The sequence below is a fragment of the Neobacillus sp. MER 74 genome (assembly GCF_023714155.1).
Map to the genome: position 1 here is coordinate 65,143 of NZ_JAMAUV010000013.1, position 26,058 is coordinate 91,200.

Annotated in this window: 32 protein-coding genes, 1 pseudogene and 1 riboswitch; of the genes and pseudogenes, 11 read left to right on the plus strand and 22 right to left on the minus strand. The window is 39.2% G+C overall.

Going from position 1 to position 26,058, the window contains the following annotated elements; genetic code table 11:
- Positions 1-4 precede the first annotated feature (4 nt).
- The 3 genes from M3610_RS19355 (at position 5) to M3610_RS19365 (ending at position 1,496) form a co-directional block, all read left to right on the plus strand.
- Positions 5-742 carry a metallophosphoesterase family protein gene (locus tag M3610_RS19355; protein WP_251461508.1) on the plus strand — a complete coding sequence of 246 codons (738 nt, stop codon included), beginning with the start codon at positions 5-7 and terminating at the stop codon, positions 740-742.
- Positions 743-925: 183 nt separating this feature from the next.
- Complete coding sequence (locus M3610_RS19360) at positions 926-1,243, plus strand: hypothetical protein (RefSeq protein ID WP_251461510.1); 318 nt, start codon at positions 926-928, stop codon at positions 1,241-1,243.
- Positions 1,244-1,331: 88 nt separating this feature from the next.
- Positions 1,332-1,496, plus strand: a complete 165-nt coding sequence (locus tag M3610_RS19365) for a hypothetical protein (RefSeq protein WP_251461512.1) — start codon at positions 1,332-1,334, stop codon at positions 1,494-1,496.
- Positions 1,497-1,574: 78 nt separating this feature from the next.
- On the opposite strand, the gene M3610_RS19370 is transcribed toward M3610_RS19365, so the two are convergent.
- The gene (locus M3610_RS19370; protein WP_251461514.1) at positions 1,575-1,901 is read right to left on the minus strand and encodes an antibiotic biosynthesis monooxygenase family protein; all 327 of its coding nucleotides are present in this window, start codon (positions 1,899-1,901) and stop codon (positions 1,575-1,577) included.
- Positions 1,902-2,108: 207 nt separating this feature from the next.
- Here M3610_RS19370 and M3610_RS19375 point away from each other — a divergent pair, with 207 nt between their 5' ends.
- On the plus strand, positions 2,109-2,330 hold the full coding sequence (locus M3610_RS19375; RefSeq protein WP_251461516.1) for a hypothetical protein: 222 nt from the start codon (positions 2,109-2,111) through the stop codon (positions 2,328-2,330).
- A gap of 238 nt (positions 2,331-2,568) precedes the next feature.
- Here the strand turns inward: M3610_RS19375 and M3610_RS19380 are convergent, their stop codons facing one another.
- Positions 2,569-2,832 carry a hypothetical protein gene (locus M3610_RS19380; RefSeq protein ID WP_251461518.1) on the minus strand — a complete coding sequence of 88 codons (264 nt, stop codon included), beginning with the start codon at positions 2,830-2,832 and terminating at the stop codon, positions 2,569-2,571.
- 316 nt (positions 2,833-3,148) lie between these two features.
- On the opposite strand from M3610_RS19380, the gene M3610_RS19385 reads away from it, so the two are divergent.
- Entirely contained in the window at positions 3,149-3,469 is a 321-nt protein-coding gene (locus M3610_RS19385) for a BC1872 family protein (RefSeq protein ID WP_251461519.1), read from the plus strand.
- 114 nt (positions 3,470-3,583) lie between these two features.
- On the opposite strand, the pseudogene M3610_RS19390 reads toward M3610_RS19385, so the two are convergent.
- The 3 genes and pseudogenes from M3610_RS19390 to M3610_RS19400 all read right to left on the minus strand — a co-directional run bounded on the left by M3610_RS19390 (position 3,584) and on the right by M3610_RS19400 (position 5,472).
- Positions 3,584-4,038 (minus strand): annotated as a pseudogene (locus M3610_RS19390) (GNAT family N-acetyltransferase).
- 105 nt (positions 4,039-4,143) lie between these two features.
- A complete protein-coding gene (gene clpP, locus M3610_RS19395) occupies positions 4,144-4,725 on the minus strand; it encodes an ATP-dependent Clp endopeptidase proteolytic subunit ClpP (RefSeq protein ID WP_166260093.1) in 582 nt (193 codons plus the stop codon).
- 27 nt (positions 4,726-4,752) lie between these two features.
- Positions 4,753-5,472, minus strand: a complete 720-nt coding sequence (locus tag M3610_RS19400) for a sigma-70 family RNA polymerase sigma factor (protein ID WP_251461521.1) — start codon at positions 5,470-5,472, stop codon at positions 4,753-4,755.
- Between the two features lie 770 nt (positions 5,473-6,242).
- Between M3610_RS19400 and M3610_RS19405 the strand changes: the two genes are divergently transcribed.
- The 3 genes from M3610_RS19405 (at position 6,243) to M3610_RS19415 (ending at position 7,327) form a co-directional block, all read left to right on the plus strand.
- A complete protein-coding gene (locus tag M3610_RS19405) occupies positions 6,243-6,659 on the plus strand; it encodes a DUF6220 domain-containing protein (protein ID WP_251461523.1) in 417 nt (138 codons plus the stop codon).
- A 144-nt stretch (positions 6,660-6,803) separates the two neighbouring features.
- Complete coding sequence (locus tag M3610_RS19410) at positions 6,804-7,001, plus strand: hypothetical protein (RefSeq protein ID WP_098575398.1); 198 nt, start codon at positions 6,804-6,806, stop codon at positions 6,999-7,001.
- A 137-nt stretch (positions 7,002-7,138) separates the two neighbouring features.
- Entirely contained in the window at positions 7,139-7,327 is a 189-nt protein-coding gene (locus M3610_RS19415; protein ID WP_251461525.1) for a hypothetical protein, read from the plus strand.
- A gap of 39 nt (positions 7,328-7,366) precedes the next feature.
- Here M3610_RS19415 and M3610_RS19420 read toward each other — a convergent pair whose 3' ends face one another.
- Positions 7,367-8,737 carry an MATE family efflux transporter gene (locus tag M3610_RS19420; RefSeq protein WP_098575397.1) on the minus strand — a complete coding sequence of 457 codons (1,371 nt, stop codon included), beginning with the start codon at positions 8,735-8,737 and terminating at the stop codon, positions 7,367-7,369.
- Between the two features lie 197 nt (positions 8,738-8,934).
- Between M3610_RS19420 and M3610_RS19425 the strand changes: the two genes are divergently transcribed.
- Positions 8,935-9,093, plus strand: a complete 159-nt coding sequence (locus M3610_RS19425; RefSeq protein ID WP_180230183.1) for a hypothetical protein — start codon at positions 8,935-8,937, stop codon at positions 9,091-9,093.
- An 83-nt stretch (positions 9,094-9,176) separates the two neighbouring features.
- Here M3610_RS19425 and M3610_RS19430 read toward each other — a convergent pair whose 3' ends face one another.
- The 4 genes from M3610_RS19430 to M3610_RS19440 form a co-directional block, all read right to left on the minus strand.
- Positions 9,177-10,655, minus strand: coding sequence for a SulP family inorganic anion transporter (locus M3610_RS19430; RefSeq protein WP_251461527.1), 1,479 nt, complete (start codon positions 10,653-10,655; stop codon positions 9,177-9,179).
- A gap of 265 nt (positions 10,656-10,920) precedes the next feature.
- Positions 10,921-11,760 carry a hypothetical protein gene (locus M3610_RS19435; RefSeq protein WP_251461529.1) on the minus strand — a complete coding sequence of 280 codons (840 nt, stop codon included), beginning with the start codon at positions 11,758-11,760 and terminating at the stop codon, positions 10,921-10,923.
- A gap of 119 nt (positions 11,761-11,879) precedes the next feature.
- On the minus strand, positions 11,880-12,005 hold the full coding sequence (locus M3610_RS28055; RefSeq protein ID WP_285851376.1) for a hypothetical protein: 126 nt from the start codon (positions 12,003-12,005) through the stop codon (positions 11,880-11,882).
- 107 nt (positions 12,006-12,112) lie between these two features.
- Positions 12,113-12,313 carry a cold-shock protein gene (locus tag M3610_RS19440; RefSeq protein WP_026567057.1) on the minus strand — a complete coding sequence of 67 codons (201 nt, stop codon included), beginning with the start codon at positions 12,311-12,313 and terminating at the stop codon, positions 12,113-12,115.
- A 441-nt stretch (positions 12,314-12,754) separates the two neighbouring features.
- Between M3610_RS19440 and M3610_RS19445 the strand changes: the two genes are divergently transcribed.
- Positions 12,755-13,489, plus strand: coding sequence for a protein-glutamine gamma-glutamyltransferase (locus tag M3610_RS19445; protein WP_251461530.1), 735 nt, complete (start codon positions 12,755-12,757; stop codon positions 13,487-13,489).
- A 53-nt stretch (positions 13,490-13,542) separates the two neighbouring features.
- On the opposite strand, the gene M3610_RS19450 is transcribed toward M3610_RS19445, so the two are convergent.
- The 11 genes from M3610_RS19450 to M3610_RS19500 form a co-directional block, all read right to left on the minus strand.
- A complete protein-coding gene (locus M3610_RS19450) occupies positions 13,543-14,538 on the minus strand; it encodes an ABC transporter substrate-binding protein (RefSeq protein WP_251461532.1) in 996 nt (331 codons plus the stop codon).
- A gap of 17 nt (positions 14,539-14,555) precedes the next feature.
- Positions 14,556-15,329: an ABC transporter permease gene (locus tag M3610_RS19455; protein WP_251461534.1), complete on the minus strand. Its 774-nt coding sequence runs from the start codon at positions 15,327-15,329 to the stop codon at positions 14,556-14,558.
- Positions 15,319-16,053 carry an ABC transporter ATP-binding protein gene (locus tag M3610_RS19460; protein ID WP_251461536.1) on the minus strand — a complete coding sequence of 245 codons (735 nt, stop codon included), beginning with the start codon at positions 16,051-16,053 and terminating at the stop codon, positions 15,319-15,321. Before M3610_RS19460 ends, M3610_RS19455 begins: the two co-directional genes overlap by 11 nt.
- 7 nt (positions 16,054-16,060) lie before the next feature.
- Entirely contained in the window at positions 16,061-16,732 is a 672-nt protein-coding gene (gene tenA, locus M3610_RS19465) for a thiaminase II (protein WP_251461538.1), read from the minus strand.
- 4 nt (positions 16,733-16,736) lie between these two features.
- Positions 16,737-18,020 (minus strand): acetylornithine deacetylase, encoded by a 1,284-nt coding sequence (locus tag M3610_RS19470; RefSeq protein ID WP_251461540.1) that lies wholly within the window; start codon positions 18,018-18,020, stop codon positions 16,737-16,739.
- A gap of 18 nt (positions 18,021-18,038) precedes the next feature.
- Positions 18,039-18,551, minus strand: a complete 513-nt coding sequence (gene thiW / locus M3610_RS19475; RefSeq protein ID WP_098575389.1) for an energy coupling factor transporter S component ThiW — start codon at positions 18,549-18,551, stop codon at positions 18,039-18,041.
- 3 nt (positions 18,552-18,554) lie between these two features.
- Entirely contained in the window at positions 18,555-19,208 is a 654-nt protein-coding gene (thiE, locus tag M3610_RS19480) for a thiamine phosphate synthase (RefSeq protein ID WP_251461542.1), read from the minus strand.
- Positions 19,205-20,023, minus strand: coding sequence for a bifunctional hydroxymethylpyrimidine kinase/phosphomethylpyrimidine kinase (gene thiD / locus M3610_RS19485; protein WP_251461544.1), 819 nt, complete (start codon positions 20,021-20,023; stop codon positions 19,205-19,207). Before thiD ends, thiE begins: the two co-directional genes overlap by 4 nt.
- Before the next feature lie 14 nt (positions 20,024-20,037).
- The gene (thiM, locus tag M3610_RS19490; protein ID WP_251461546.1) at positions 20,038-20,850 is read right to left on the minus strand and encodes a hydroxyethylthiazole kinase; all 813 of its coding nucleotides are present in this window, start codon (positions 20,848-20,850) and stop codon (positions 20,038-20,040) included.
- A gap of 154 nt (positions 20,851-21,004) precedes the next feature.
- Positions 21,005-21,113, minus strand: a riboswitch (TPP riboswitch).
- A gap of 129 nt (positions 21,114-21,242) precedes the next feature.
- Complete coding sequence (gene dcuS, locus M3610_RS19495; RefSeq protein ID WP_251461548.1) at positions 21,243-22,856, minus strand: DcuS/MalK family sensor histidine kinase; 1,614 nt, start codon at positions 22,854-22,856, stop codon at positions 21,243-21,245.
- 35 nt (positions 22,857-22,891) lie between these two features.
- Entirely contained in the window at positions 22,892-23,569 is a 678-nt protein-coding gene (locus M3610_RS19500) for a response regulator (protein WP_251461550.1), read from the minus strand.
- 234 nt (positions 23,570-23,803) lie between these two features.
- On the opposite strand from M3610_RS19500, the gene M3610_RS19505 reads away from it, so the two are divergent.
- Positions 23,804-25,069: a dicarboxylate/amino acid:cation symporter gene (locus M3610_RS19505; protein ID WP_251461552.1), complete on the plus strand. Its 1,266-nt coding sequence runs from the start codon at positions 23,804-23,806 to the stop codon at positions 25,067-25,069.
- 92 nt (positions 25,070-25,161) lie between these two features.
- Here M3610_RS19505 and M3610_RS28360 read toward each other — a convergent pair whose 3' ends face one another.
- Complete coding sequence (locus M3610_RS28360; protein ID WP_311315840.1) at positions 25,162-25,929, minus strand: YfcE family phosphodiesterase; 768 nt, start codon at positions 25,927-25,929, stop codon at positions 25,162-25,164.
- Between the last annotated feature and the right edge of the window lie 129 nt (positions 25,930-26,058).

Genomic DNA, 26,058 nt, shown 5'->3' on the forward strand with positions numbered 1-26,058 from the left:
AAAAATGGAACATAAAATAGCTATCATTACAGATATTCATGGGAATTATTCAGCCTTAAAAGCGGTTTTGGATGATATTGATAAGGATCAAACGACGGAACATATTTATTGTTTAGGGGATTTGATTGGGATTGGGTATGAGACAAACGAGGTTCTTCGGCTCTTGACTTCACGTACTGATATTTCATTTGTCATGGGAAACCACGATGAAGCGATTCTGGATATCATTGCTGGTAAAGAACCCTATAGCAGAGGGAAAGAGAAAGTCCATCATAAATGGATTGCTGCTCACATTGACAAGGAGTTTATTCCGTTTTTAGATGAGATTCCTGTGACTTTAGATGCAGTATACAATGATAAGAAATTGTTTTTTGTTCATTACCATTTAAGTGACCAACAGGTGTTTATCCCCTTAGATAAAGAACCAACCGAAGCAAAGCTTGATGAACATTACCGTACATCTACTGCCGATATCGTTTGTTTTGGACACCATCACGTGATCCACCACTTTAAATCCAATGGCCGACTATATCTCAATCCAAGCTCGTTGGGCTGCAATTATCAGCCATTAGCAGCCTATGCTGTGCTTACAATAGGTAATCAAGGAGAAGTTTCCGTTGCTTTTAGAGAAGTACCTTATGACAATAAAGAGTTCTTACTGGGTTATAAAAGACTGAATGTCCCTGATGGAGAATATATTTTGAAGGGTTTTTTTGGGGATCAGCATTTGAAATACATGTAAAAAAGGTAAAATAAGCTTCTGCCTAGTGCTGAAGCTTATTACTTTTCAGTGACCTATCTTATTCTCACTAATTACATTTCGTTTGGGCTTGAATTTCTATATAGATCTAAAGACCTAAGGAAAATAGGAGGATTTACTTTCCCAGCTTATCTCTTAAAATACATAGAAGGAGGTTGAGATTCAATGTTTAAAAGAGTAATCATCCTTTTGGTGCTCTCATCAATATTATTAGCTTTAGTATTAGTAAGAAATCATACTTCAGCTCCTGTTAATGATTCAATATCTAAAAACGAAGTTTCATCTAAATACACTACAGTAGAATATAAGATTACTAAAATTAAAGGGAATCAATATTATGGAAAAAGTGAGGACGGAACAGATATAATTTTTTCTTCTAAGAACATCCTTTCAGGTGAAAAGATACAAATTCATGAGGTCGTTATATGTTATTTCGATAAGAATAATTTAGGCAGCGGGTTAGTCAAAGTCGAAAAGAAATAATATCTACATATTAATTAAAGAAAGGGTAATTAGTTTGAAAGAATATACAGTATGTTATACATTTGATCACGAGATAATTATTGAAAAATTGATTAAAGAATCTAATGTCAAAAAAGAAGATGTTGAACAAGAAGTCGTTGAAAAGCTGAATCAAAACAAATACCATATCGTAAAGAATGACCAAGGCACGTTTAAGATTGATTCATCTTTAGTCCGTTTTGTAAGGATTATAGATGTGAAGATATTGGTCTAATAAAAAACTAAGTTTCACCTGCCTCGATGGCAGATGAAACTTATTAAATTAACTTTAACTCATTTACATAAATGAAATTTACATTTCGAAAAAGCTATGTCTCTCAACACAGCATACTCTGAGAGAAAAGTTTTTATACCATTCCCTTCTTCCTTTTCCTTGTGCGACCTTATGGGCAGCATTTTCCTTCCATTCTTTGATGGATTCTAAGGTATCCCAATAGGAAACCGTAATTCCTAACTGCTCATCCCTCGCACTCTCTACACCTAGGAATCCTTTTTGCTGTGAAGCTAACTCTACCATTTTGTCCGCCATTCTTCCATACCCCCTATCCCCTTCTGTTCGCTGTGAAGCAAAAATAACGGCGTAGTATGGTGGTTCTGGTGTATTTGCAATCCCACTCATATAAATTCCCCCAATCTTTTTAATACTTACCTAAATTCATAGTTATCGTACTGTCTATTTAAAGATGCATGTTGATTTTCCTTATTCGACCCAAACAGGTACACGTTTCAAATATTTTTTATTTTGTAATGTGCTCATCATCTAACTCATATATTTTATATGAGCATTTTTATGAATCACATACCAAAAGAAATAGGTGAGACCAACATGTACGCTGTTCATTTTATTGAAAACAATAATGTTTTATTAACTCAGCTGCTTCAACGTGTACCAACCGAAGGTGAAGAGTTAAAAATTAAAGGGCGTAAAGCAACGGTATCCAGTGTTAAAAATGTAGATGAACTACATGTTCATGTTCAAGTTACCTTAGAGGTCGTTAATAAGAAAAGTAAATTTGTTGTCGATAATTCCAAAAAGAAAAAACGATAAAGATGAATATAGAACGTACATGTTAGATTTAATATCTAATATGTGCGTTCTTTTTATGAACACATATTCTTAGTATGGTCAGTCTTGTTTTATATCACACAAGTTGTAATATTCGGAAATACTGCCTAAATTCATTAGAAATATACCCTTAAAAAAATGCTTTGCATAACCTATATAGAATTTATTATAAAGTAGGTGAAATGAATGACTCACGGTCATGGTCAATCACAATCTCAATTTATGCCTTGGGAGCAGTGGCATCACCAACATCCTCATGGAACTTGGCAACAATGGCACCAACAACATCCATATATGCCTTGGCAACAGTGGCATCACCAATATCCTCATGGTACTCACCATCAATGGCACCAACAACATCCTTGGGTACCTTGGCAGCAGTGGCATCATCAACATCCACATGGTACATGGCAGCAATGGCACCAAATGTACCCGCATCGAGAAAAGTAATAAAGGACCGAATCCTTGGAGGTGAACTGACCACCTCTTTTTTTATTTTATTGTGTAAAAAAAATCGATTAGTTGATAGATTACGACACCAATGAATATAAGTAGGCGCATTTTACTGATTTGAATCTTTGTTAGAAGTTTCCATTAAATACCCCCTCTACTATCCAAATTATAACATTAATCATCAAATATAATGCCCAAATAAGCAATCACAATAGTAAAATATTTTTTAAAAATTCGAATAAATAGTAGTAAAATCAATTATTGTGTTATACAATATAATTACAATTTAAAATCTGTTACATAACAGAAAAACCAAAATTAAAAATGGGAGAGAAGGGGTAACTGATATGAACAAAACTGATTCAATTGCACGTAGAATTCTGGGATGGAAGTTAAATCGATGGGATCGTTGGTATGATTATGATAAAGCTATGTTCATTCATGAATCTGATTTTCAACCTGAGCATAACCTTGACCATGCCATGCTCATTGTTGAAAGATTAAAGGATTATGGCTATACATTTACATCTAATGGAGAATCTGAGGCTAGCTTCAATAATATCCATGCTACCGGTAAAACCCTTTCACAAGCCATTACGAATGCTGCCTACGCCATCATTGAAAATAACGTGGAAGATCGATCGACATTTTGGGCCCAATTATGCTAGTTGATAAAAAAGGAGTTGATTACCTGCCAATGTCAGGATATCAACTCCTTTTTCTATTTATTTTTTAATAACTTCTTTCAATTCATGATCCATAATCGGTTCCTGCCAACATCCTCATAATTCCATTGTCATATATACGCTATTGGGGTCCTCGGTATAATCCGAAAACGGTTGACAATGGTGGAACCCGAAGCTGGCATAGAGCCTCCTAGCGGGCTCAAAAGCATCCATTGAACCCGTTTCTAAACTTAGTCTGTTGTTTCCGCGCTTTTTTGCTTCTTCAACAATATGTTGGAGCATCTGTTTAGCTACTCCTTTTCTTAGGTGCAAGGATGAGGTTCGCATTGATTTGATTTCCCATGTTTGGTATCAAGTTCTTTTAAAGCCCCGCACCCAAGTAATTCCTTCCCTTCCCATGCACTCCAAAAAGTAATCTCCGGTTTTTACAATTGATCAAGATTTAGGGCATGGATACTTTCCGGCGGTGAATTCTGTTTCATATTGTGAAGATGTTCACCTATCAATTTTGCAATATCTGTTCCGGTTAAATCATCGATTTTTATTTCCAAACAACATCCCCCTTAGGACCTTTTATTGGAAAATATTAACCTATTACCTGGGTTTTTGCTAGTAATAGATCCGAATTTAGCGGAATTTTAAAACTAACTTCAAATTCATTTCGGATAGAGAATCTCATCAATAATCCCATATTCTTTCGCTTCCTCGGCACTCATAAAATAATCTCGATCTGTATCCTTTGCTACTTTTTCAAGTGGTTGGCCGGTCCGTTCTGAAATAATTTGGTTGATGTGCTCTCTGAGCTTTAAGATTCTTCGTGCAGAAATTTCAATTTCCGTTGCCTGCCCTTTTGCCCCTCCTAATGGCTGATGGATCATAATTTCACTATTTGGCAAGGCATAACGTTTTCCTTTCTTACCTGCTAGAAGTAGCATCGCCCCGAAAGAAGCAGCCATTCCTGTACAAATCGTCCTCACATCAGGCTTAATGTATTGCATCGTGTCAAAGATGGCGAAACCCGCAGTGGTTAAACCACCTGGGCTATTGATATACAGTGAAATTTCTTTATCCGGTGCATCTGCTGCTAAAAACAATAATTGGGCCACGACACTATTGGCCGTATGTTCATTTATTTCATCACCAATTATGATAATTCGATCCTTTAATAGTCTGGAGTATATGTCATATGAACGTTCCCCGCGATTCGATTGTTCAATTACGTATGGAATGGTACTCATTCCAATCCCTCCTTGAAAGCGATTTGGCTAAGCAGCCATACAGAGAGTGCTTGAAGGAGTGAAAGTAGGTTTGGTACATATATTACCTGAAACAAGTTTAGGGGCTTCACTGGTAATTAATCGCGAACGAATCGATTGAATGAGGATGGTGGGATCTTGATTTTTCAATGCTACATAAAATAGATCTGATAGCCACTCCCTTTCTTCCTCATTCCAAAATAAATCCACTGAATGAAACTGCCTCTCTTCGTTTGCCTTTTCAAGCCGCTTTTTGGCGCGATGAAGATTGGCCTTCACTGCCATTTCTGTAGAATCTACTATCGCTGCAATTTCCTTCAATTGGTATTGAAACCCTTCTTTTAACAAAAAGATGATTGCTTGGTTGGGTGTGAAATTTCTGAGGAGTATTTCAACTGTTTCTGCGGTCGCATCCAATTGATGAAGTATAGCTTCATTCGCCAAATCGGGATCAGCCTCTATGGTTTCATTTTTTCTTTTTCGAAGCAGATCAATCCAATGATTATAGGCAATCTTGTTTAGTAAAGCTTTCGTCACCTTTTGCTGGCGGCCTTCATATTTTAGAGCCTTTATAAACGTCTCCTGTGCGATTTCGTCTCCGTCCCAACCATTTTGGGCGAGAAAATGACAATAGCGTCGAAGTTTTGGATAATTCTCCATCCAAAATTCCTCCGCAAACCCAATTTCTTGCTCTCCATCTATGCAGTCAATTTCTAGCTCGTGTGACATTGATTTCACTCCTTTTGCACTCTCTACCCTATAAACGTTTTAGGTTGGATGAAAAGATACGGGGGTAAAAAGTTTTTATTTAAAGTTACTTTATGTTTGTGCTTTCTAATATAAACTTGACCATTTTAGAAAGCAAAAGAAAATCATTCACCATCATTATCTAAATCCTAATATGTTAAGTCTGGTGAGTAAGTCTCTGCTTTTGCTTGAGTGCCTTATTACCAATGGTTTTATTGACCGTTGGAGCGACATTTTCGTTGTAGTGGTAAATGGAGACTCTTTTCATTTACCGTTGAGGGTCTTTTCTCTTTGTAGCGGTAAATGGAGACCCCTTTCATTTACCGTTGAGGGTCTTTTTTCGCTGTAGCGGTAAATGGAGACCTCTTTCATTTACCGTTGAGGGTCTTTTTTCGCTGTAGCGGTAAATGGAGACCTCTTTCATTAACCCTTATGGATCTTTTTTCGCTGTAGCGGTAAATGGAGACCTCTTTCATTAACCGTTATGGATCTTTTTTTCGCTGTAGCGGTAAATGGAGACTCTTCCATTAACAGTTAGTCGTCTTTTTACGTTGATTCGGTAAATAGGGGCTCAGAAAAATACTGTCAGCTTTCTTTACCTAGTACGAACTGGAACATCTTCATCCTTCCGGAGGATCAATCGTGCCTTTAGATAAGACCACAGACTTAGAATAATATACACCTCCGGTTCATATTGCCCCTATGAAAAACTTGTTAAACTAGAATTATTGGTTGGATAGGGGAAATAATAAATGGAGAAAAATGATACACCACAAAGATTTCGTGTAGGAAGGATTAGTTTTGCTTTATTATGCAGCCTGTTTGTCTGTTGTATTGTTGCACAGGTGTTCTTGGCAGGCTTAGCTGTTTTTGTGAATCCTAGCAATTGGGCATTCCATGAAGGATTCGTGCACTTATTTGAGGTTATTCCAATTTTAATGCTAGTGATGTCGTTTGTAGGCAAATTGCCGCGCTGGGCTATGTGGCAAAGTCATGCACTCTTTGGACTGATTTTCGTGATGTATTTCACGGCGAATATTATATCTATTTTACCTTGGGCAGCAGCTGCTCACCCTGTGATCGCTGTGATGTTGTTCTGGTTGTCGATCACTATGCATAAAAAAGCCTGGCGGATAACATTTAAACAAAAGCCTACTGAAAACGTTTAACTACCTTCTATTACTTAAGAGACACTAATTTCTATTTATAGTGTCTTTTTTATTTGAAAAAAATGGGGAAAAATAATGATGGACTATTTTTTGAAGCCTGTTATAATCCATATATGAAACTAATTTTAATTAAAGGTGGACATTATGGCGAACACTTGTAGATATGTTGTCAACGCACTTGGAAAAGGTGGAGAAACATATTATACGCTTTGTAAAGACAAGCAAGAATTACAAAAATGGATTAATACCAATCAAGAAAAACTAATTATGGAAGAATTAAAGATTACTGATAAAAATCAAACTTTCTTCTCTAAACTATTTAATCTAAAAAAACTATATTGATATTTTAACAGACGTCATTCTCCTTAAGAATGGCGTCATTATTTTGTAGATTAGTAGAATATCAAGTAGCTCCCCTATTTATGTTGGAATTTTTTGTGAATTTGACTATACTATATTTAATGTGGGGGTGCTATTTTGTGAGGGAAATTAGAAAGATTAATCAAAAACCAGGTTCAAATAATAATAAAAATGATGTTCGAGTAAACAATACATTCCATTTAACTATTAACCTCGGTGATTCATTAAATTTATTTGCACTAGCCGGAGGTATTTTTTTCATTAGAAGATTAATCAAAAATCGTAGGGCAAAAAATAAAAAAATGTAATGGCAAGAACACCATTACATTTTTTTTCGTTTCAATTGGTCACACCTTACTACTAACTGCTTTGTTGACAAATTTCCGTTTTTGGATGTAGATAAGTCTAATGGAAAGGGCTATTCCTGCGGCGAGGAGGCCGAATGTTAGCCCGAGCCAGTAGCCTCTTGCTCCCAGCCCCGTGTAATGGGCAAGCAGGTATCCTGCCGGAAGACAGATTAACCAATAAGCGATTAATGTCATAATAAAGGCTAGGTTGACATCTTTATAGCCTCTTAAGGCTGCTTGTGCCGTAGCCTGAATCGCATCACAAATTTGAAAAAACAACGCAAAGATTAAGAAATTGGCCGTTAAATTAATTACTTCGGTTTCATTCGAATAAAAACCTGCTACTTGATATCGGAAAACCACGACAAATAAACCGGTGACAACCGCAATCAAGATCGCTAAATAAATCCCCAGCCAGCTGTATTGTTTCGCATCTTTATAGCGACGAGCCCCTACCTCATATCCAACAAGAACCGTTTGTGCTGTCGAAATACTAATTGGTATCATATACAAAAAGGAAACGATATTTAAGGCTGATTGATAGGCAGCAATCGTGGTGACATTAAACTTACTTAATAGAATCGTAACCACTGCGAACATGCTTGTTTCAAAGAACGTTGAAAGACCCATTGGCACGCCGATCTTTAGTATCTCCTTACATTTATCCCACGAAAATTCTTTGAAATCGGCAAATATCGGGTACGATGAGAAAGGTTCTTTGGTTCTGACGATAAACACAGTCATTACCATAATCCCCCAGTACGTTATTGAGGTTGCATAACCTGCCCCCGCCCCACCAAGGTCTGGGAAGCCTAAGTTTCCAAAAATGAGCACATAGTTTAAAAAGAAATTCAATGGCAGCGACAAAAGCATGATGATCATGATGACTCGTGTTTTGCCAAGGGCATAGATAAATGATCGTAGTACATTAAAAATAAATAATGGCAGAATTCCATAGCTAAGTCCGATTAGATAATGAAAAGCAGTATCTCGAACACCAGCATTCAAATTCATTTTGTCTAAAATAGGGTCTAACAAAAAAAATCCAAAGAGGATAACTACTAGCGCAATCAATATTGAAAGATAAATTCCATGCTTCACAACGGATGCAACTTCATGGCTCTTTTTTTCCCCAAAGCGTTGGGCGGCAATGGGTGAAACAGCTAGAAGAATCCCGCTTATCCCAGTAAAAATGGGACTCCAAATGGAGGAGCCAATCGCGACTCCAGCTAACGCCGTAGAGTTGTACTTCCCCGACATAATTGTATTAAAAAACACCATCGAAAACATGCCAAGCTGTGTAATTAAGATTGGAATTAACAAGATACATATTTGCTTTGTTTTTTCCTTTAAGGTAAAGGTTTGCTTCATATATAGATTCTCCTTGAAAAATAAAAATCCGAACCTTCATTATACTCTATATTGGATGAATATTCCTCATTTAATTTGGAGGGCCATTAAAGAGGCCGTGTTATAAAAACACATTAAGAATGTTCCTATTTTTTTAAATAAAATGAGGGTGGATGTAAAAAATAAGAAGGTTACACCAAAAACTGAGGAGGTTTTGTATGCAACAGGATCAACAAACAAAAGAGAATTTAGGTTCCATTATGCAACCCGAATTTGCAGGAACGGATGTACAAAAAGTGAAACAAGAAATTCAAAAAGATGTAAGCCAAGGACAAGGTGCCATGACATCCCGTGAGGCAGGAGCAATGCGCGATTAAAAGAAAATATCCTTTATCGAAAAAAAAGGGAATGCCGCAGCAATTCCCTTTTTACACTTACACCTAGAAATAATTAAATGAAGTTAATGACCAACTACTTTTCCAAGTCCACCCGGCTTGTTGTGCACGGCGAGTCTATCAATTAATTTATTGCTTTCAGCATTTAAGCCTACTAAATTTACAATTACTCCATGTTGATGGTACTTTAAGACAACTTTATCAATTGCACCCACAGCAGAGTCATCCCAAAGATGGGCGTAGGAAAGGTCAAGGTCAATTTCACTAACGTTTTCTTTATAATCAAAACTGTTAACAAAGTCAGTTACAGAAGCAAAGAAAAGTTGACCTGACACCTGATATATTTTTTTAGTCGAGCCCTTTGGTGAAAGACCTTTCACTCTTACTTTAGAGATCTTGGAAGCAAAGAATATGGCGCTTAAAATAATTCCTGCTAAAACCCCTTTAGACAAGTCATGAGTTTCTATAACGATGATAACCGTCACAATCATAACAATGGTATCCGTAATGGGGACCTTTTTGAATGACTTTAAGCAGGACCAATCAAAGGTTCCAATCGACACCATGATCATAACACCCACTAGTGCAGCCATCGGAATTTGGATGAGGAATTCTCTTAATGAAACAATCAAGATTAACAAAAACGCACCAGCGACAAAAGTGGATAATCTCCCCCTCCCGCCTGATCTAACATTTATGCCAGACTGTCCGATCATTGCACAGCCGGCCATACCGCCAAAAAATGCGGAAACAATATTGGCAATCCCTTGTCCAACGGCTTCTTTATTCTTGTTACTCTCGGTATCTGTCAAATCGTCGACAATTGTTGCCGTCAGTAGTGATTCCACAAGTCCAACAATGGCGATTGATAATGAATAAGGAAAAATAATCTGTAGTGTTTCAAAGTTAAAGGGAATATCAGGAATTAAAAATACAGGTAATTGCGATGTTAATTTCCCCATATCCCCGACGGTACGAACATCACTGCCTGAAAAAACAGCAATCGCTGTAATTACAATAATCGCAACCAATGGCGAAGGGACGGCTTTCGTAAAGCGGGGTAAAATATAAATAATTGCAAGCGAACCTGCAACCATGGCATACATTTGCCATGATTCCCCGACGAAATGAGGTAATTGTGCTGCAAAAATCAGAATCGCCAGGGCATTAACAAAGCCAGTCATGACGGACCGCGGGACAAATTTCATTAATCGCCCCAGCTTTAAAGTCCCCATGATGATTTGGATGACACCAGTTAGAATCGTTGCTGCCAATAAATATTGCAACCCGTGATCTTTCACTAGATTCACCATTAATAAGGCGGTGGCTCCTGTTGCAGCTGAAATCATCCCTGGCCTTCCGCCGACAAATGCGATAGTTATCGCGATACAAATCGATGCATATAGCCCAACCATAGGGTCAACACCAGCAATGATCGAAAATGAAATCGCTTCCGGAACCAGCGCAAGTGCGACAACAATACCTGCTAATAGATCGCCTTTGATATTTCCAAACCATGAATATTTAATTTTACTTAAATTCAAACTTTGCACCTCTCCCTTTGTTTATCTATATTTATTTCTTCAGTATTAACACAACTATTTTCACACACTTGTTTAGATGACTTTCAACTCTCATGAAAGTCGGGTCCGTTGTCAACAGAACATAGTATATAGGAATGTGAGCAATTTGTGAAATCCGATGTAATCGTTACCATTTAACTTTTTCAATCCTTTTCATCATTTTCATTTGGATTTCGTCCCAACTTCAAAAAGAAGGAAAAAAAATAGAACCTCTAGGAAGAGCGTCCTATTTCTTTACGATTTTCGACGGATTATTGACTTTATACAAAACAGGAACATCCACTAAAAATTCTTCTTCCACATCTTTCCCTTTTCCAAGTTTCTTGGCAGCCACCTTCCCATCAAATTCAAGTTCATCACCGATAGCCAGTTCAAACTTTTTGAGTGTCTTACTATGGCTGCACCAGGCTAATCCGACTTCAAGAGGATTTTCTTCTGAGACGACCTGTACATTTTCAAGGACGACCACCTCATCATTTTCTTCATTAAATGGATTGTAAACGAGTGCGAACTGTTTGACGCTAGCCGTAAAATGCACCTTATCAACCGGGAGATTAAGTTTAGGAGCCTTTGCTTTCTTCGGTTTTGGTTCCTTCGCTTTTGCTGCTTTTGGTGCCGCTTCCCGTTTAACAGGTTTTTCTGCCACTGTAGAGGTATCTTCTGTCATGACCTCACCATGAATATTCGCCTCAGCTGGTGAACCACCTTTGTCAGGCGTTTCTTTTTCATCAAAAGTTAATAAGCTTTCTTTTCCAAAGCTTGATTGCTGCATTTCTTTTAAATAAGCTGGGTGGATACATGTAAGATTTCCGTCTTGGAACTCAATCACTAGGGTGTTAATGTCCATTGCATTTCCATAAGTTTCGTAACCCTTAATAGTCACCAGGCGCTGATAATTTCGATCCTTGTACCAGAACTCTTTTTTCGCTTCGCGCGCAGAGGATAATCCCCATTCCTTCAATTTCTCTTTATAATGGTCGTTGTCACGAAACGATTCATAGTCACCTTTTGGTGGAATATACTTTGTTAATTCAGATTGCTCCAATTGAGGCCGCTGGATGATCATCCTGCCACTTCCTTCCGTTATGTAGGTAGTTTCATTATATTTTAAAGTATGACAATAAAAAAGGGAAAAGGGCTTTTCCACTCCTTTTCCCAATTCTTTTATAGAAAGGCTGTGTTAAACTAGTCTGTTGATTTCCGTTCCAGGCACTTCGCTTTCCGCGGGCGTGCCGGGGAGCCTCCTCGTCGCTTTGCTCCTGCGGGGTCTCCCCTGCCCCGTACTCCCGCAGGAGTCTTCGTGCCTTCCACTCCCAATCAACAGGAGTCAATAATCAGCATTAACCTTTAACACAGCCGTAAGAAATTAAAAAAAGGCTCTTAAAGAGAGCCTTTTCAGTACATTTATGTGGTTTAGATTATGCTTTACGTACGTTAGTAGCTTGTGGTCCACGTTGGCCTTGTTCTACTTCAAACGTAACTGATTGACCTTCGTCTAAAGATTTGAAACCTTCGCCTTGGATAGCAGAGAAGTGTACGAATACGTCGTCTCCAGCTTCGCGCTCGATGAATCCAAAACCTTTTTCTGCATTAAACCATTTAACTTTACCTTGTTCCATTTGTTGTATCCTCCTGCTGTGTGCTGTGCACACAATAAAATTACTACCCTTGTTCAAATCTTCCAGACAAAAAGCAGTTACGCCTTTTATTCCTTACCGACCAACAAAAATAATTCTCCTTTACTATAACAGAAGGTTGTACACAATGCAAATGCATTCAAGGAAATTATTATTTCTATTGTAAAATTTTGTAGGTAATTTGCCCTAACCTTTTGTCCTTGTAGTGCCAAAAATTTGAATTAAACGTTCAATTTTCCTAGAAAAATCAGTCTAAAAATTATTTTAATATAAGTAAAAACATTAGAGACAGATGCGTACATATAATAATTTTTAAAAAATTGCATCCAAACTAAATCAATTGTTTCAATTGTTGTAAACATTAGGGTGGTAGTTTCATACTTTTAAAAAGGAGTTGGTGTAGAAGGAATGAGGTGAATAGAAATGATTAAAATTAATCAGGAAACGATTCACGTGGACGATCTCAGTAACATCCTTACAACGAAAGAACAGAAAGACATCATTACTAGAATGGACAAATCCAAAGAAATTTTTCAATACCAGACAATAAGTCAATTGGAATTTGTGCTGCTGTTTCGAACAAATACGCTAAAGGCTGCACGAGACCTTAATAATAGTCAGGTACAGTTTACGACCTTTGAATATGCCTTTTGCAATAAAAAGTATTGGAATCGATTAAATAATGGCGGTTTCCTCATAAAGCCAAATGTAAGCCCCACGGAAGCCCTTCTTGATGTCTTAAAGAATGGAAAGCTTTATGCGTTTGATTGTTCAACAGGAATTGCGATTGTCTTATATCTTGCTGCCCTTTATACCATTGGAAGCAGAAGGTTTAACCTCCTTTTTGACGGCCTTCTCTTATTGGATTGGCAATTTGATAACGATTTAAGGCTTACCCAAAAATATGGGGATGATTTCATCCCCGGTGATATCGTGCATTTTAATAATCCAGACGTCAATCCCAATGAATCCCATTGGCGTGCCGAAAATGTGATTTTCATGGCTGAAGACCAATACTATGGCCATGGAGTCGGGATTAAAAAGGCTGATACCATCATTTCCTTCCTAAATAAAAAAAGAAAGCCCAACGCTCGGATCCCTGCCTATCTCATGAACCTTATTACTAGACCCGTTTTGTCTAACATATATCAATCATAATAAGACCGCTGCCATAAAGCAGCGGTCAGTCTTTTGCTTAATAAAATGCCAAATCAATAGTTCACAAAAGCATCCTCTGCTTTGACGGTTTCTTTGATGACTTTGTTGTCTTTTAGCCACTGGGCTGTTTTTTCCCATGTTTGCGGGTCTTGGTAGCCAAATGGTTTTTCTTTGGCGTCCATTAACGGGAGGAGGATTTCTAAGCTTTTTGTTTCGACATCCTTCTCTAGTGGTGAGGTTTTATCTTCATGGTTCATTAATGTCGTTAGACCATCTTCAGGATGATCCTGAACGTATTTTTGCCCCTTGGTGATTGCTGCCATGAACTTTTTAAATACTTCTGGTTTATCTTTTAATCCCTTCTCGCTAGCCACTAAAACTAATTCATAATAATCTGGAACACCGTAATCAGCAGGATTCAGTGTACGCATTGGATGGCCTTCTTTTTCTAACAATAATTTCTCATGGTTAATATAGCCGCCGATCAGGGCATCCGTTTTTTTCGTCGCCATCGCAGGAATAAGATCCCAGCCAACATCCACCATTTTTGCCTTCTTAACATCTCCACCATCGGCTTTAACCATTGTTCCTACAATCGCTTCATCCAACGGAATCGATGGATAACCAATCGTTTTTCCTGCTAAATCCTTAGGGGATTGAATCGGACCATCTGCTTGGACCATTAATTGATTTAGCGGATGACGAACAATCGCTCCAAATGATTGAACAGGGATGTCCTCACTGCGTGCCACGAGCACCTGTGGTTGATAGCTCATTGCCATGTCGATTTGATTAGCTGCCACAAGTTTAAGCGGATCATTTGTATCTGCCGGCATTTGGATATCCACATCTAAGCCCTGTTCTTTAAAATATCCCTTATCCTCAGCTACAAATAGAAATGAATGCACCGCATTTGGATACCAATCCAGCATTAAGCTTACTTTCTGAAGCTTTTCATTCGAGCTACCATTTTTTTCTGCTGTTTCTTTCCCGCAAGCACTAAATAGTAGTAACAATAAACTTACCAGAATCAAAAAACTCTTTTTCATCTTTACGTTCTTCCTCTCTAGTTGAATCGATATTTATTTTTCAATACCTTTTTTTCCAATAAACCAATTAATAGAAATAACACGATTCCCAGCATAGATAAAAGGAATATCGATGCAAATACGGAATCTGCCTGTAAGTTACCAGACATTCTCCGACTAAAATATCCTAACCCTTCACTTGCACCCAGCCATTCACCAATCGTCGCTCCGACGACGCAATAAACCACAGACAACTTCAAGCCTGAAAAAATCGCGGGCAACGCCATTGGCAGTTGAATTTTTTTAAAAATGGTCCAGCGGTTCGCACCCATCGTTAACAATAATTCACGATATTCATTTCCACCTGTTTTCAAGCCATCATACGTACTCACGACAATTGGAAAAAAAGCAGTTAAAATGGTCACGGCAATTTTGCTCCAAATCGAATAACCAAACCACATAATAAAAATTGGTGATATGGCAATAAGCGGCACCGTCTGTGAGATCACAAGGAACGGATAAAGAACTTTTTCGATTGAACGGGAAAAATGCATTCCAACTCCAAGTGTCAATCCACCAATCACGGAGAGCCCAAAACCAATCAAAACTTCTTTGAGGGTAGCAGGCAGATGCACTTCAAACAACAACTGCTTGTTTTCTAACAAAGCCCCCCAAATGGCTGAAGGAGCAGGCAAAATAAATGACGGAATCATGGCCTGCCTTACTGCCCATTCCCATCCGCTGATAAGTAGGAGGACCACCAATAAAAACAAACCGTAATCTTCTGTCCATTTCTTCAGGCTAGCTTTCATCGTAAATCAGCATCTCCAGTTCTTTTCTCATTGTTAAAAACTCTGATTGATAGATTAGCTGTGAACTTCTTGGCCTCGGCAGATTGACTTTAAGTTCTTTGATTCCCTTGTCTTGCAGCACATAAACTCTGTCGCTTAATAAAATCGCTTCCTCAAGGTCATGGGTAATGAACAAGACCGTCTTTTGCAATTCACCCCACAGCCCTAATAGCCATTTGTGCATGTTTCGTTTTGTCATCGAATCAAGAGCACCAAAGGGTTCATCTAATAATAGAAGCTCCTTCCCTGTCATCAAGGTTCTTAAAAAAGCAACACGCTGCTTCATTCCTCCGGAGAGTTCATTGGGATAAGCTTTTTCAAATTCAGCCAAGCCAAACCGAGATAACCACTCTCGTATTTCAGGAATTCTCGTTTGCTTATGTTCCTTAGTCACTTCTAAAGGCAGTAACACGTTCTCTAAAACGGTTCTCCATGGTAACAGCAGATCCTTCTGCGGCATATAACCAACACTTCCTAATCTCTTTCCGGTCTGCTTTCCATCAATCAGGATGTCCCCCTGATTTGGTTCAAGTAAACCAGTTACCAATTTAAAAAGAGTGCTTTTACCTGATCCGCTGGCACCAATAACGGAAACAAATTCTCCTCGCTTCACATCAAGTGTAAGTCCGTGAAAAATGGGCTTTTCTTTTTCAAAAGAATAGGCGAGGCCTTGAATGGATAACATTTTCGAGTTAGACAGGCCACTCGCCTCCCTGGTAGACCATGTCCCAGAACATATATTCAAACCTGGATGTTGTCAGGAAATGTTCTTCTAAGATGACTAACTCTCGCTCCGGTTTTCCCTCTGCTAATCGATCTAATAAATCAATAAGCCAGGTTGCTAATGAACCAAACTCATCAGAAGAGTACATTTTTACCCATTCCCCATAGAGTAGATGATCGATAGCATCAGGATAGTTATTTGCTAGCACTTTGCTAATCTCCCAATAGCTCCACATACACGGCAAGAGAGCAGATACTAGTTCTGCTAGTGAACCAGTTTGAGCAACATTGAGCATATATCTGGTATAGGCTAAGTTGATTGGCGTTGGAGTGGTTTCCTCCAGCTGTTGAGCGGTAATCCCAAACCTCTCTGCATACTGACGGTGCAAATCCATCTCTCCATGCAAGGTCTCATCCAATAGTTTCGCAAAAGCCGCCATCGTCTCCACGTCTGTTGCTTTAACAGCCCCCAAAGCAAATAGCTTCGAATAATCGATTAAATACACATAATCCTGTTTCATATAGCGAATAAATGATTCAACCGGCAACTCCCCTGTGCCCATCCCGACAACAAATGGATGTTGATGGGTTTTGCCCCAAATATCACTTACTTTTTCAAAAAGTCTTTGGGTAAATCTCATTCCCCTACTGCTCCTTTCTCGTGTTGCACCACTCAGCGATGAAAACGGCTAACACTTTTGTAAAATCTAATAATTGGCTAACTTCAACTTTCTCATTCACGCCATGTGCCTCTTCTAATTTACCTGGTCCAAAAATGGCGGTTGGAATACCGGCACGTCCCAGCCAGCCTGCATCTGTAACCGTGGTGGACATCCCAACCTCTGGCTTGGCCGATAATAATTTTTCAAAGGAGTTCGCTAATAGCTTCGTTCCTGGATGTTCAGTATCTATTTCTAATGAAGGGAAAATTTCGCCTCGGTCGACAATCATCGATTTTCCACCCCACACAAATTGAGGCGGATTGTCACGAAGCCAGGGGTCTGCAGCTGCAACTGCTCCAATATGCTCTTCGATTTCTTTGATGACCTCTTCATAATCTTCATCTGGGTAAAAATGAACAGTAACCCAAAGCGCACAGCGATCAGCCACAAATGCTGCATGGCGTCCACCTTCAATCACCGCGGGATTAATCGTATTGGTACCAGGAGGAAAGCCTTCATAGCTTTTGGTAATTGCCCAGTGACGTTCTAACTCTTGAAGTCCTGCAATAATCTTCATCATTTTCTCAATCGCGCTTGCCCCTTGAACGCCGCCACCAGCATGGATCATCTTCCTTCTGATTCCATCATGGTAGGTCTCGTTGCTTTGAATGGTAATCCATCCCGTAATTACGCCGCCCTGCCCTTGAATATGTAAATCACTGGTATCTACCACAACCGCATAGTCAGCGGTATAACCTCTTTCCACGCATGCCAGGGTACCTGCCTCCCCAACCTCTTCGCCAATAACGGATTGAAATTGAAGATTTCCTTGAAGTGAAATTCCCAGTTCTTTTAAAAGTTTAATCGCAATCAGTGATGCTGCAAGTCCGCCCTTCATATCAGCGACACCACGACCATATATATGGCCATCTTTGCAGTATGCTGAAAATGGAGACTCCTTCCACGCTGTAGAATCCCCCACTTCAGCGACGTCCACGTGACCATTTACAATTAAACTTTTAAATTGATCAGTAGATTCCCCTGGTAAAACACCTACTACATTAGGATCTCCCGGATAGACATCCCACTTATCAGTGTGAAATCCCAGATCTTCTAAATAACCTTTTATAAAATCCTGCACCTCATTCGTATTCCGTGCAGGAGGACTTTCCGTTGGGAAAGCAATGAGTGTCGACAACAATTCAATTAATTCCGCTTCTCTCGCTTCTACTTCTTGTGAGATTTTACCAAGCAGATCCTCTTTCATTTGTTCACGCCCTTATCGTTAATTCCTGATGGTTGTGTCATTTTCATTAACAATCAATACTTTCTTTCTTAAAAAAACAGTTAGAATAAGGAACCCTAGCAGCGCCCCTGCAAACGAGCTGAAAATAAATAAGGGAATAAATCCAAATAATGTTGCCTTTTGACCAAGGAAAAGAGTAGCTATAGGGTAAGAAAGCATGGCACCAAGGATTCCTGTCCCTATTACTTCACCAATAAGAGCTAGATATAGTTTTCTAGTTTTCCAGAATAATAGTGAGGCGAGCAAGGCTCCCACCATACTCCCCGGAAAGGCAAAAAGCGATCCTGTTCCCAACAAATTTCTAAGCAATGAAACACCAAAGGCCTGAGCGACAGCATAATAAGGTCCTAACAACACCGCTGATATGACATTCATAAAATGTTGAATTGGAAAGACCTTTGTAAAACCGATTGGAATATAGAATAGGTTACTTGTAAGTGTTCCAATCGCAATCATCATGGCCGTCAACGTCAATTTGCGAGTCTTATTCACGGATTAGACCACCCCTTTAAACATCACACTATTTCTTAATGCTTTCGCAGCTTCCAAAGGGGATTCTGCCTGACTTATAGCCGTAATTACAGAAACTCCATCTGCTCCCGCATCAATCACGGACCGAGCATTTTGAATCGTAATCCCCCCGATGCCAACAATCGGCATTTCACAACCCTCATTTCTTAGCTTTTCAATCAGTGTCGTCCCTCGCGATGGCTTGGCATCCGCTTTTGTCCTTGTCGGAAACACAGGGCCAATTCCAAAATAATCTGCTCCTTCTTGGATCGCTGCCATGGCTTCTTCTGTCGTATGGACGGATACCCCAAGAATTTTGTTCGCACCGATTTTCTCTCGTACCATTTTTACCGATTCATCTTCTTGCCCGATATGAACACCATCTGCATCAATCTCCACAGCCAAGTCAATATCATCATTCACAATGAAAGGAATTTGGTGGTTTCTGCAAAGAGTTTGGAGTTCTTTTGCCAGTGCATATTTTTCAGAACCAGTTCGTGCACTTTCCCCTTTTTCACGAAATTGAAAAAGCGTAATCCCTCCTGAAATTGCCTCCTTTAATACTTCAGCGGGTTCTTTCAAACAGTTGTTGCTGCCCATAATAAAATAAACACGTAACGCCTCTCTCAAATCAATCATGACACGGGTAGCTCCTTTACAAGGTTTCTTTTTCCATACGCCCAATGGTTCGTAGGCCCATGCCCTTGACCAATCTCCAATTGATCTTCAATCGCAGCTTGAATAAAATCTTTCGCTGTCAAAACGGCTTCATAAACAGTCGCACCCTTAGCAAGTTCGGCGGTAATTACCGCCGAAAAAGTACAACCAGTACCATGTGTGTTCTTTGTCTCAATTCGCGGACTTGTAAAGGTGTAATATTCCTTCCCATCAAACAATAAATCAGTCGACTCGGATTGGTTTTCATCGTGACCGCCTTTAATCACAACGTGTTTCACACCTAAATCATGGAGTCTTCTAGCGGCCTCCTGTTTATCCTCTAAGGTCAGAATAGTCATCCCCGTTAGGACTTCTGCCTCCGGGATATTCGGTGTAATTACTTTGGAAACTGGCAACAAGCATTTTTTCATGGCAGAAATAGCTTCCATTTGCAGCAGTGATGCGCCACCTTTGGCAATCATAACTGGATCAACCACTACATTCTCCCAACCAAAAATCTTGATTTGAGCGGCAACCGCCTCGATGATTTCAGCATTGAACAACATTCCTGTTTTCACAGCATCGGCACCAATATCCGATCCAATCGCCTCAATCTGTTTGACCACAGCCTCTCTCGACATTGGATAAACTCCGTGAACTCCTAATGTATTTTGGGCTGTTACTGCTGTTAACGCCGACATTCCAAATACATCTAATTCCTGAAATGTCTTTATGTCGGCTTGAATTCCTGCCCCGCCGCCACTATCTGAACCTGCAATTGTTAATGCTTTTTTCATTTAAATTACCCCACTTAATTAACTTTTTTGAAAGAACTATATTGATTGATATCCTCATTTGAAACAAGTGATAATTGGTTTAAGAATTCGATTTGGAAACTTCCTGATCCCTTTTCAGCTGTTTTCGCTGCTGCCTTTTCAGCGGCAACCTCATAGGATGTCAAAGCTCCCACGGAAGCCTTAAGCAGGTCCTTCTCCACTCCTGCAAACGCCCCAATCACTGAGGTTAACAAGCACCCCATACCGGTCACTTTTGTCATGATTGGGTGGCCGTTGTTAACAAGATAGCTAGTCTCGCCATCTGAGACGACATCCACTTTTCCTGTGATGATGACCACACAATTCCAAGTCTCTGCTGCTTTAATCGCAAGGCTCACGATATCCTCATTCGCTGACGCCCCCGCATCAACACCTTTAATTTCCCACTTTTCACCAAGGACATTTGCAATTTCAGCCGCGTTTCCCCGAATCGCTGAAACATTGACTTCCCTCATGATTCGTTGCGCCGTTTCGGTTCGGTACGTGGTAGCCCCAGCACCAACCGGATCAAAGATGACCGGTACATTGGATTCATTGGCTGCTTTTCCAGCAATAATCATTGAATCCACCGTTTGTGGGTTTAAGGTACCAATATTCAAAACCAGTGCACTAGCAATCTTAGCCATTTCCGCCACTTCTTCAGCAGCATACGCCATCACAGGCGAAGCGCCTAAAGCGAGCAGCCCATTCGCGGTAAAATTCGTTACCACGACATTGGTGATATTATGTACAAGCGGGTTTACCTCTCTTACTTTTTCCAACGTTTCATATAAACTAATTTTTTCCATTGTAATCTCTCCATTTCTTTTTAATATATAGCATGTGTTTTGGCACTTTGTTGATTGAAGTGCCTGGAACGGAAATCAACAGACAAGTTAAACACAACCAAAAAATAAAAAAACCAGATCCATAAATGGACCTGGTTAGTAAGTCAGAGAAAAAACATTCACTTGGCTACTTTCCTACGCTGGTATTACCCAGATCAGGTCCAAAGGGTTAAAAACATAGCGTTTTCTCTCAGCCTGATAACAGGGCACCCCTAGTAGATCGATTAGTTTATTAAATTAAGTACATAATAACGCTATGAAACTAGAATGTAAAGAAAATAGTTACAACGTATAGTAGTTTACATAATATAATTATTTTTTCAAATTTTTATAATCAGGTTAACATAATATCGTTACTGTTTACTGTTGTATGGGAACGTAACAATAAAAGCAGTCCCTTTCCCTTTTTGAGAATGAATTTCTAACTGTCCTGCTAATTTTTCCAAGCTTCGCTGTACTAAAAATAAACCAATTCCTCGATTTTCTCCCTTAGTTGAAAATCCTTTCACACATAAGCTATTTATAATTTCCTCATCGATACCTTGTCCTGTATCATGGACCTCCAACACAAGGATATTTTCATAATAATCAAACCTGACCGTTACTTTTTTAAGGGGCTGGTCCGCGACCGCATCCAGTGCATTATCAATTAAATTTCCAAGAATCGTGACCACTTCATGTGTTGTTTCCTGCCTGTGCGGTTCTGGTAACAATCCTTCTCCATCAATGATCATTTCACAGCCTTTTTCCCTTGCAAAGCTAAGTTTTCCTAAAATAAACCCTGCTAATACAGGATCTTTAAAACGACTGACGACAAATTCTACCTCAGACTGCTGGTGATTCACAATTTTGGTAATGTACGTCGAAACCATTTGATAGTCCTTCATATGAACCAAACCTGAGATTACATGCAGTTTGTTCATGAATTCATGTGATTGGGTTCTAAGTGCCTCTGCATATAACTTGACTCCGGTCAATTGTTCAGCTAACTCCTTGATTTCAGTTTTTTTCCGAAAGGTGGCAATTGCTCCAACAATCTTTCCCTTCACGATTACAGGGACACGGTTGGTTAGGATGGTAATATGATTGATTTCCTGCTCTTGATCTAATTGTGCTTCCCCAGTCCCTAGGACGGTAGAAAGTTTGGTATTTGGCATGTATTCGTCCACTCTTTTCCCTAAAAAAGGACCTTCAATACCGGCCATATGGAGGAGCCTAACCCCTTCATTATTAAGGAGAGTGGTTATCCCATCTTGATTAACCGCCAGCGTCCCTTCCTTGGTTGATTCCAGCATCGCACTTCGTTCTTCCAACAGTTTGGCTATTTCACTAGGCTCCATGCCAAACAGAATCGATTTAATTTTTCTTGCCAAAAACAGAGCTCCTAGGATGCCAACTAAAACACCCACACCGACTCCAATCAAAATAATTCTTCTACTCTGTTCGATGGCCAGATTTACTTTTTCTAACGAGATCCCAACGGCAACGGCCCCTATTTGTTTATTTTTCTTATCAAATACAGGGACGAACGAGCGTAATGATAATCCTAATGTTCCTTCGGCAGTCGAAATATGCTCTTTCCCTTTTAATACCGGACCTTCATCTCCCCCGACAAAATGCTGGCCTAATAGATTCCGATTAGGATGTGATTTTCTTATTCCATTCATGTCCATGACGACGATGAATTCAACATGGGTGGAACGCTTGATATCATTCGCATATGTTTGGATATCCTTCTCAGCTTTTTTATTCTGTAACCCGTTTATCACAAGGGACGATTGGGCAACAATCCGCGCAATATCCGTGGCTTTCTCAGCTTGCCCTTTCTTTGTTTCTTGTGAAATTCTGTTAGTGATTAATATCTCGGTAACAAACAATGCCATCACAACTACAATGCAAACTAGCAGGGTAATCGTCGTCTGTAAACGGAGTTTTGGTTTTTCAATCCTGATGTTCCAGTCCAACATGCTCCCTCCCATTTCACAAACATCGTATTTTATATTTACACTCCATATCGGTTGACTGGTCTTCCCACACCCCCGTAATGGATATGTATCTTTACTTTTCCTTCTTTTTCTAAATAATCAAGATATCTTCGTGCTGTTACCCGAGCCATACCAATGCCTTCAGCCACCTCCTCAGCAGAGACGGGTTCCTTCTCTTGCGAAAGAAAGTCGGTAATTTTTGTTAAAGTGTTCATATTTAATCCCTTTGGCAGGTTGTCTCTTTCACATTCTTCTTTTTGATCAATGAATAAGATGTGATCAAGTTCCTCTTGTGAAAGGGCCTTCTTTTCCGCTAATTTCATACGATAAGTTTTATAGTTATCTAGTGATTTTTTTATACGCTCAAAGGTAAATGGTTTCATGATATAATCGAACGCACCTTGTTGAAGAACTCCATGGATGGTTTCCATATCGCTGGCCGCTGTTATGGCAATTACATCAACGGAATAGAGCTCTGAACGAAGTTCTCTTAGCATCTCCAATCCACCCATATATGGCATATAAATGTCGATAATGGCAAGGTTGGGCCGGAGCTCTTTGATTAATCTCAGACCTTCAATCCCGTTTGCAGCAACGCCGATTATCGAAAATCCCTCCACCCGATCAATAAATTGGCGGTGAACCTCCCGAACCATCGGGTCATCTTCTATCAATATAACTTTTAATGGAAACATCCCCTGCTCCCCCTTAAAGAACTCTCATTTATATGCTTATCATGGCCTATTTTATCAAAATAGTAAATTAATCGATGATATTTTTCGTTGTTTTTTTATGTTATTTCTATAACAAAAGGAACAATAAGACCAATATGACCAAAACCTTACGATTATCTGAATTTTCATTTATTCTGTCAATAGATAGACTGAAAGCGTTAACAGTTCTAATTAAACAAAGGGGTGTACGGGAAAATGAGAATTAATTTTAAGAATTTGACCGTCCAAGTATTATTGGGGATTGTACTTGGAATTGTGATCGGATTTCTGTTTCCAAAATTCGGTACAGAATTAAAAGTTTTGGCGGATATCTTTATCAAATTAATTAAGATGGTAATAGCTCCGATTGTATTTTTAACAATTGTCATCGGTATTGGTAACATGGGGGATTTAAAAAAGGTTGGACGGATTGGGGGAAAAGCGCTCCTTTACTTTGAGATTGTTACTACTTTTGCGCTTGCAATCGGGTTATTACTCGTCAATATCATTAAACCTGGATCTGGATTTAACACAGACTCCGTAAAAGGCGGAGACATTTCACAATTTACTGAGCAGGCAAAGGAGTCCAGTCATGGATTTATGGAGTTTATTTTAGGAGTTATTCCTGATAATTTTGTTGGGGCGATGGCAAAAGGTGATCTGCTCCCGATTTTATTCTTTGCGGTCCTGTTCGGAATTGCCCTTGCTTCATTAGGACAAAAAGGGAAGCCAGTCGTTGCTCTGTTTGAGCAATTTACAGAAATATTTTTTAAGATTGTTAATATGGTAATGAAATTTTCACCCATCGCCGCCTCTGGTGCAATGGCCTATACAATCGGTAATTTTGGGCTAGGCTCTTTAGTCTCACTAGGTAAATTAATGGGAAGCGTTTATGCAACGATGTTTATTTTCATCGTATTTATCCTCGGGGCAATCGCAAAGCTTTATGGATTTAATATTTTGAAATTTATCGCTTATATTAAAGAAGAAATTCTCTTGGTGTTAGGTACATCCTCTTCTGAATCTGCCCTCCCGAGAATGATGGAAAGACTAGAGAAATACGGCTGTTCCAAATCGGTAGTAGGCCTCGTTGTTCCAACCGGATACTCGTTTAACTTGGATGGGACTGCGATTTATCTTTCGATGGCGGCGCTCTTTATTGCTCAGGCATACAATGTTGATATTACAATATGGCATCAAATCACCTTGTTAGGAATCTTAATGCTGACATCAAAAGGTGCAGCGGGTGTAACCGGATCAGGTTTTATTACTCTAGCTGCGACACTGTCTGCTTTCCCTGTCATTCCCGTTGAAGGGATTGCCTTATTACTAGGTGTCGATCGGTTCATGTCTGAAGCTCGTGCGATTACTAACTTAATCGGAAATGGTGTGGCAACAGTGGTTGTTTCTAAGATGGAGAATGAGTTCCATCCTTCAGGTGAAATTCAAACGGCAAAAGAAGATAAATCAATAAGTGCATAATCGGTATTAAAAAATGGCTTGGGGGATTTCCTCCAAGCCATTTTTTTATTTAATCTGATTTCTGGTGCAGTACCGAATACTCAATGTCTTTCTTATTTTTTTGCCAATTCCATTAACTCTTTTAGTTCATTGGTAAATCCTTTGACAGCCAGATTTTCAACGACTGTTACTGGAACACCAAGAAAACCGTATTTCTCTACTTCCTTTTGATATTCTGGATTGACTGATAAATCTCTAGTCTCAAAAGGAATTCCTTCCTCACTTAGGACTTTTTTGACCATCGTGCACTCTATGCAGTCTTTTGTAGTATAGACGATTACCTGCTTGTTCAATTTTCTTGTTCCCCTTTTGTTTAATTTTTTGGTTGACTCTTTTGTAAAAAAGATATGTTCCGCCTCTAATGATTCCCCGATATTAATGATACCAAATGAATAATTTTCCTGCCTTCTTTTGTCTGTTGGCGAACCAGGGTTGAAAATAAAGATACCTTGTTCATACTTTTTAATCGGAATATGTGAATGACCGAAAATGATGCAATCTACTTTTTCGTCTGCAAATTTCTGAAGGGCTCTTTTTTCAGTTGTTTTTCCGGTGCCATGACCATGGGTAATACCAAGTTTATATCCGCCTGCCTCTACGATTCGTTTCTCTGGAAACATGTCCTTGATGTCTTCATTGTCAACATTACCAAAAACCCCTACTACCTTTGCAAAGGTTATAAGATGGTTATAAACATCGATTGTTTGCCAATCCCCTGCATGGATAATCAAATCTGCATCCTTTAGTTCTTCCAGTAGTCGTGGCGGCAAGGATTTAGCCCTTTTTGGCATATGAGTATCCGAGAGTACGATAATTTTCATAGCAGCGACTCCTATTAATTACTAATTATTAGATTATATCCCAAAAGGATGTCCTTTTCATTTAATAAGTTTTCCAATAATCATAAAAGGCAAGTTGGGAAATAGATGCGAAGCTTTATTAAAAAATGT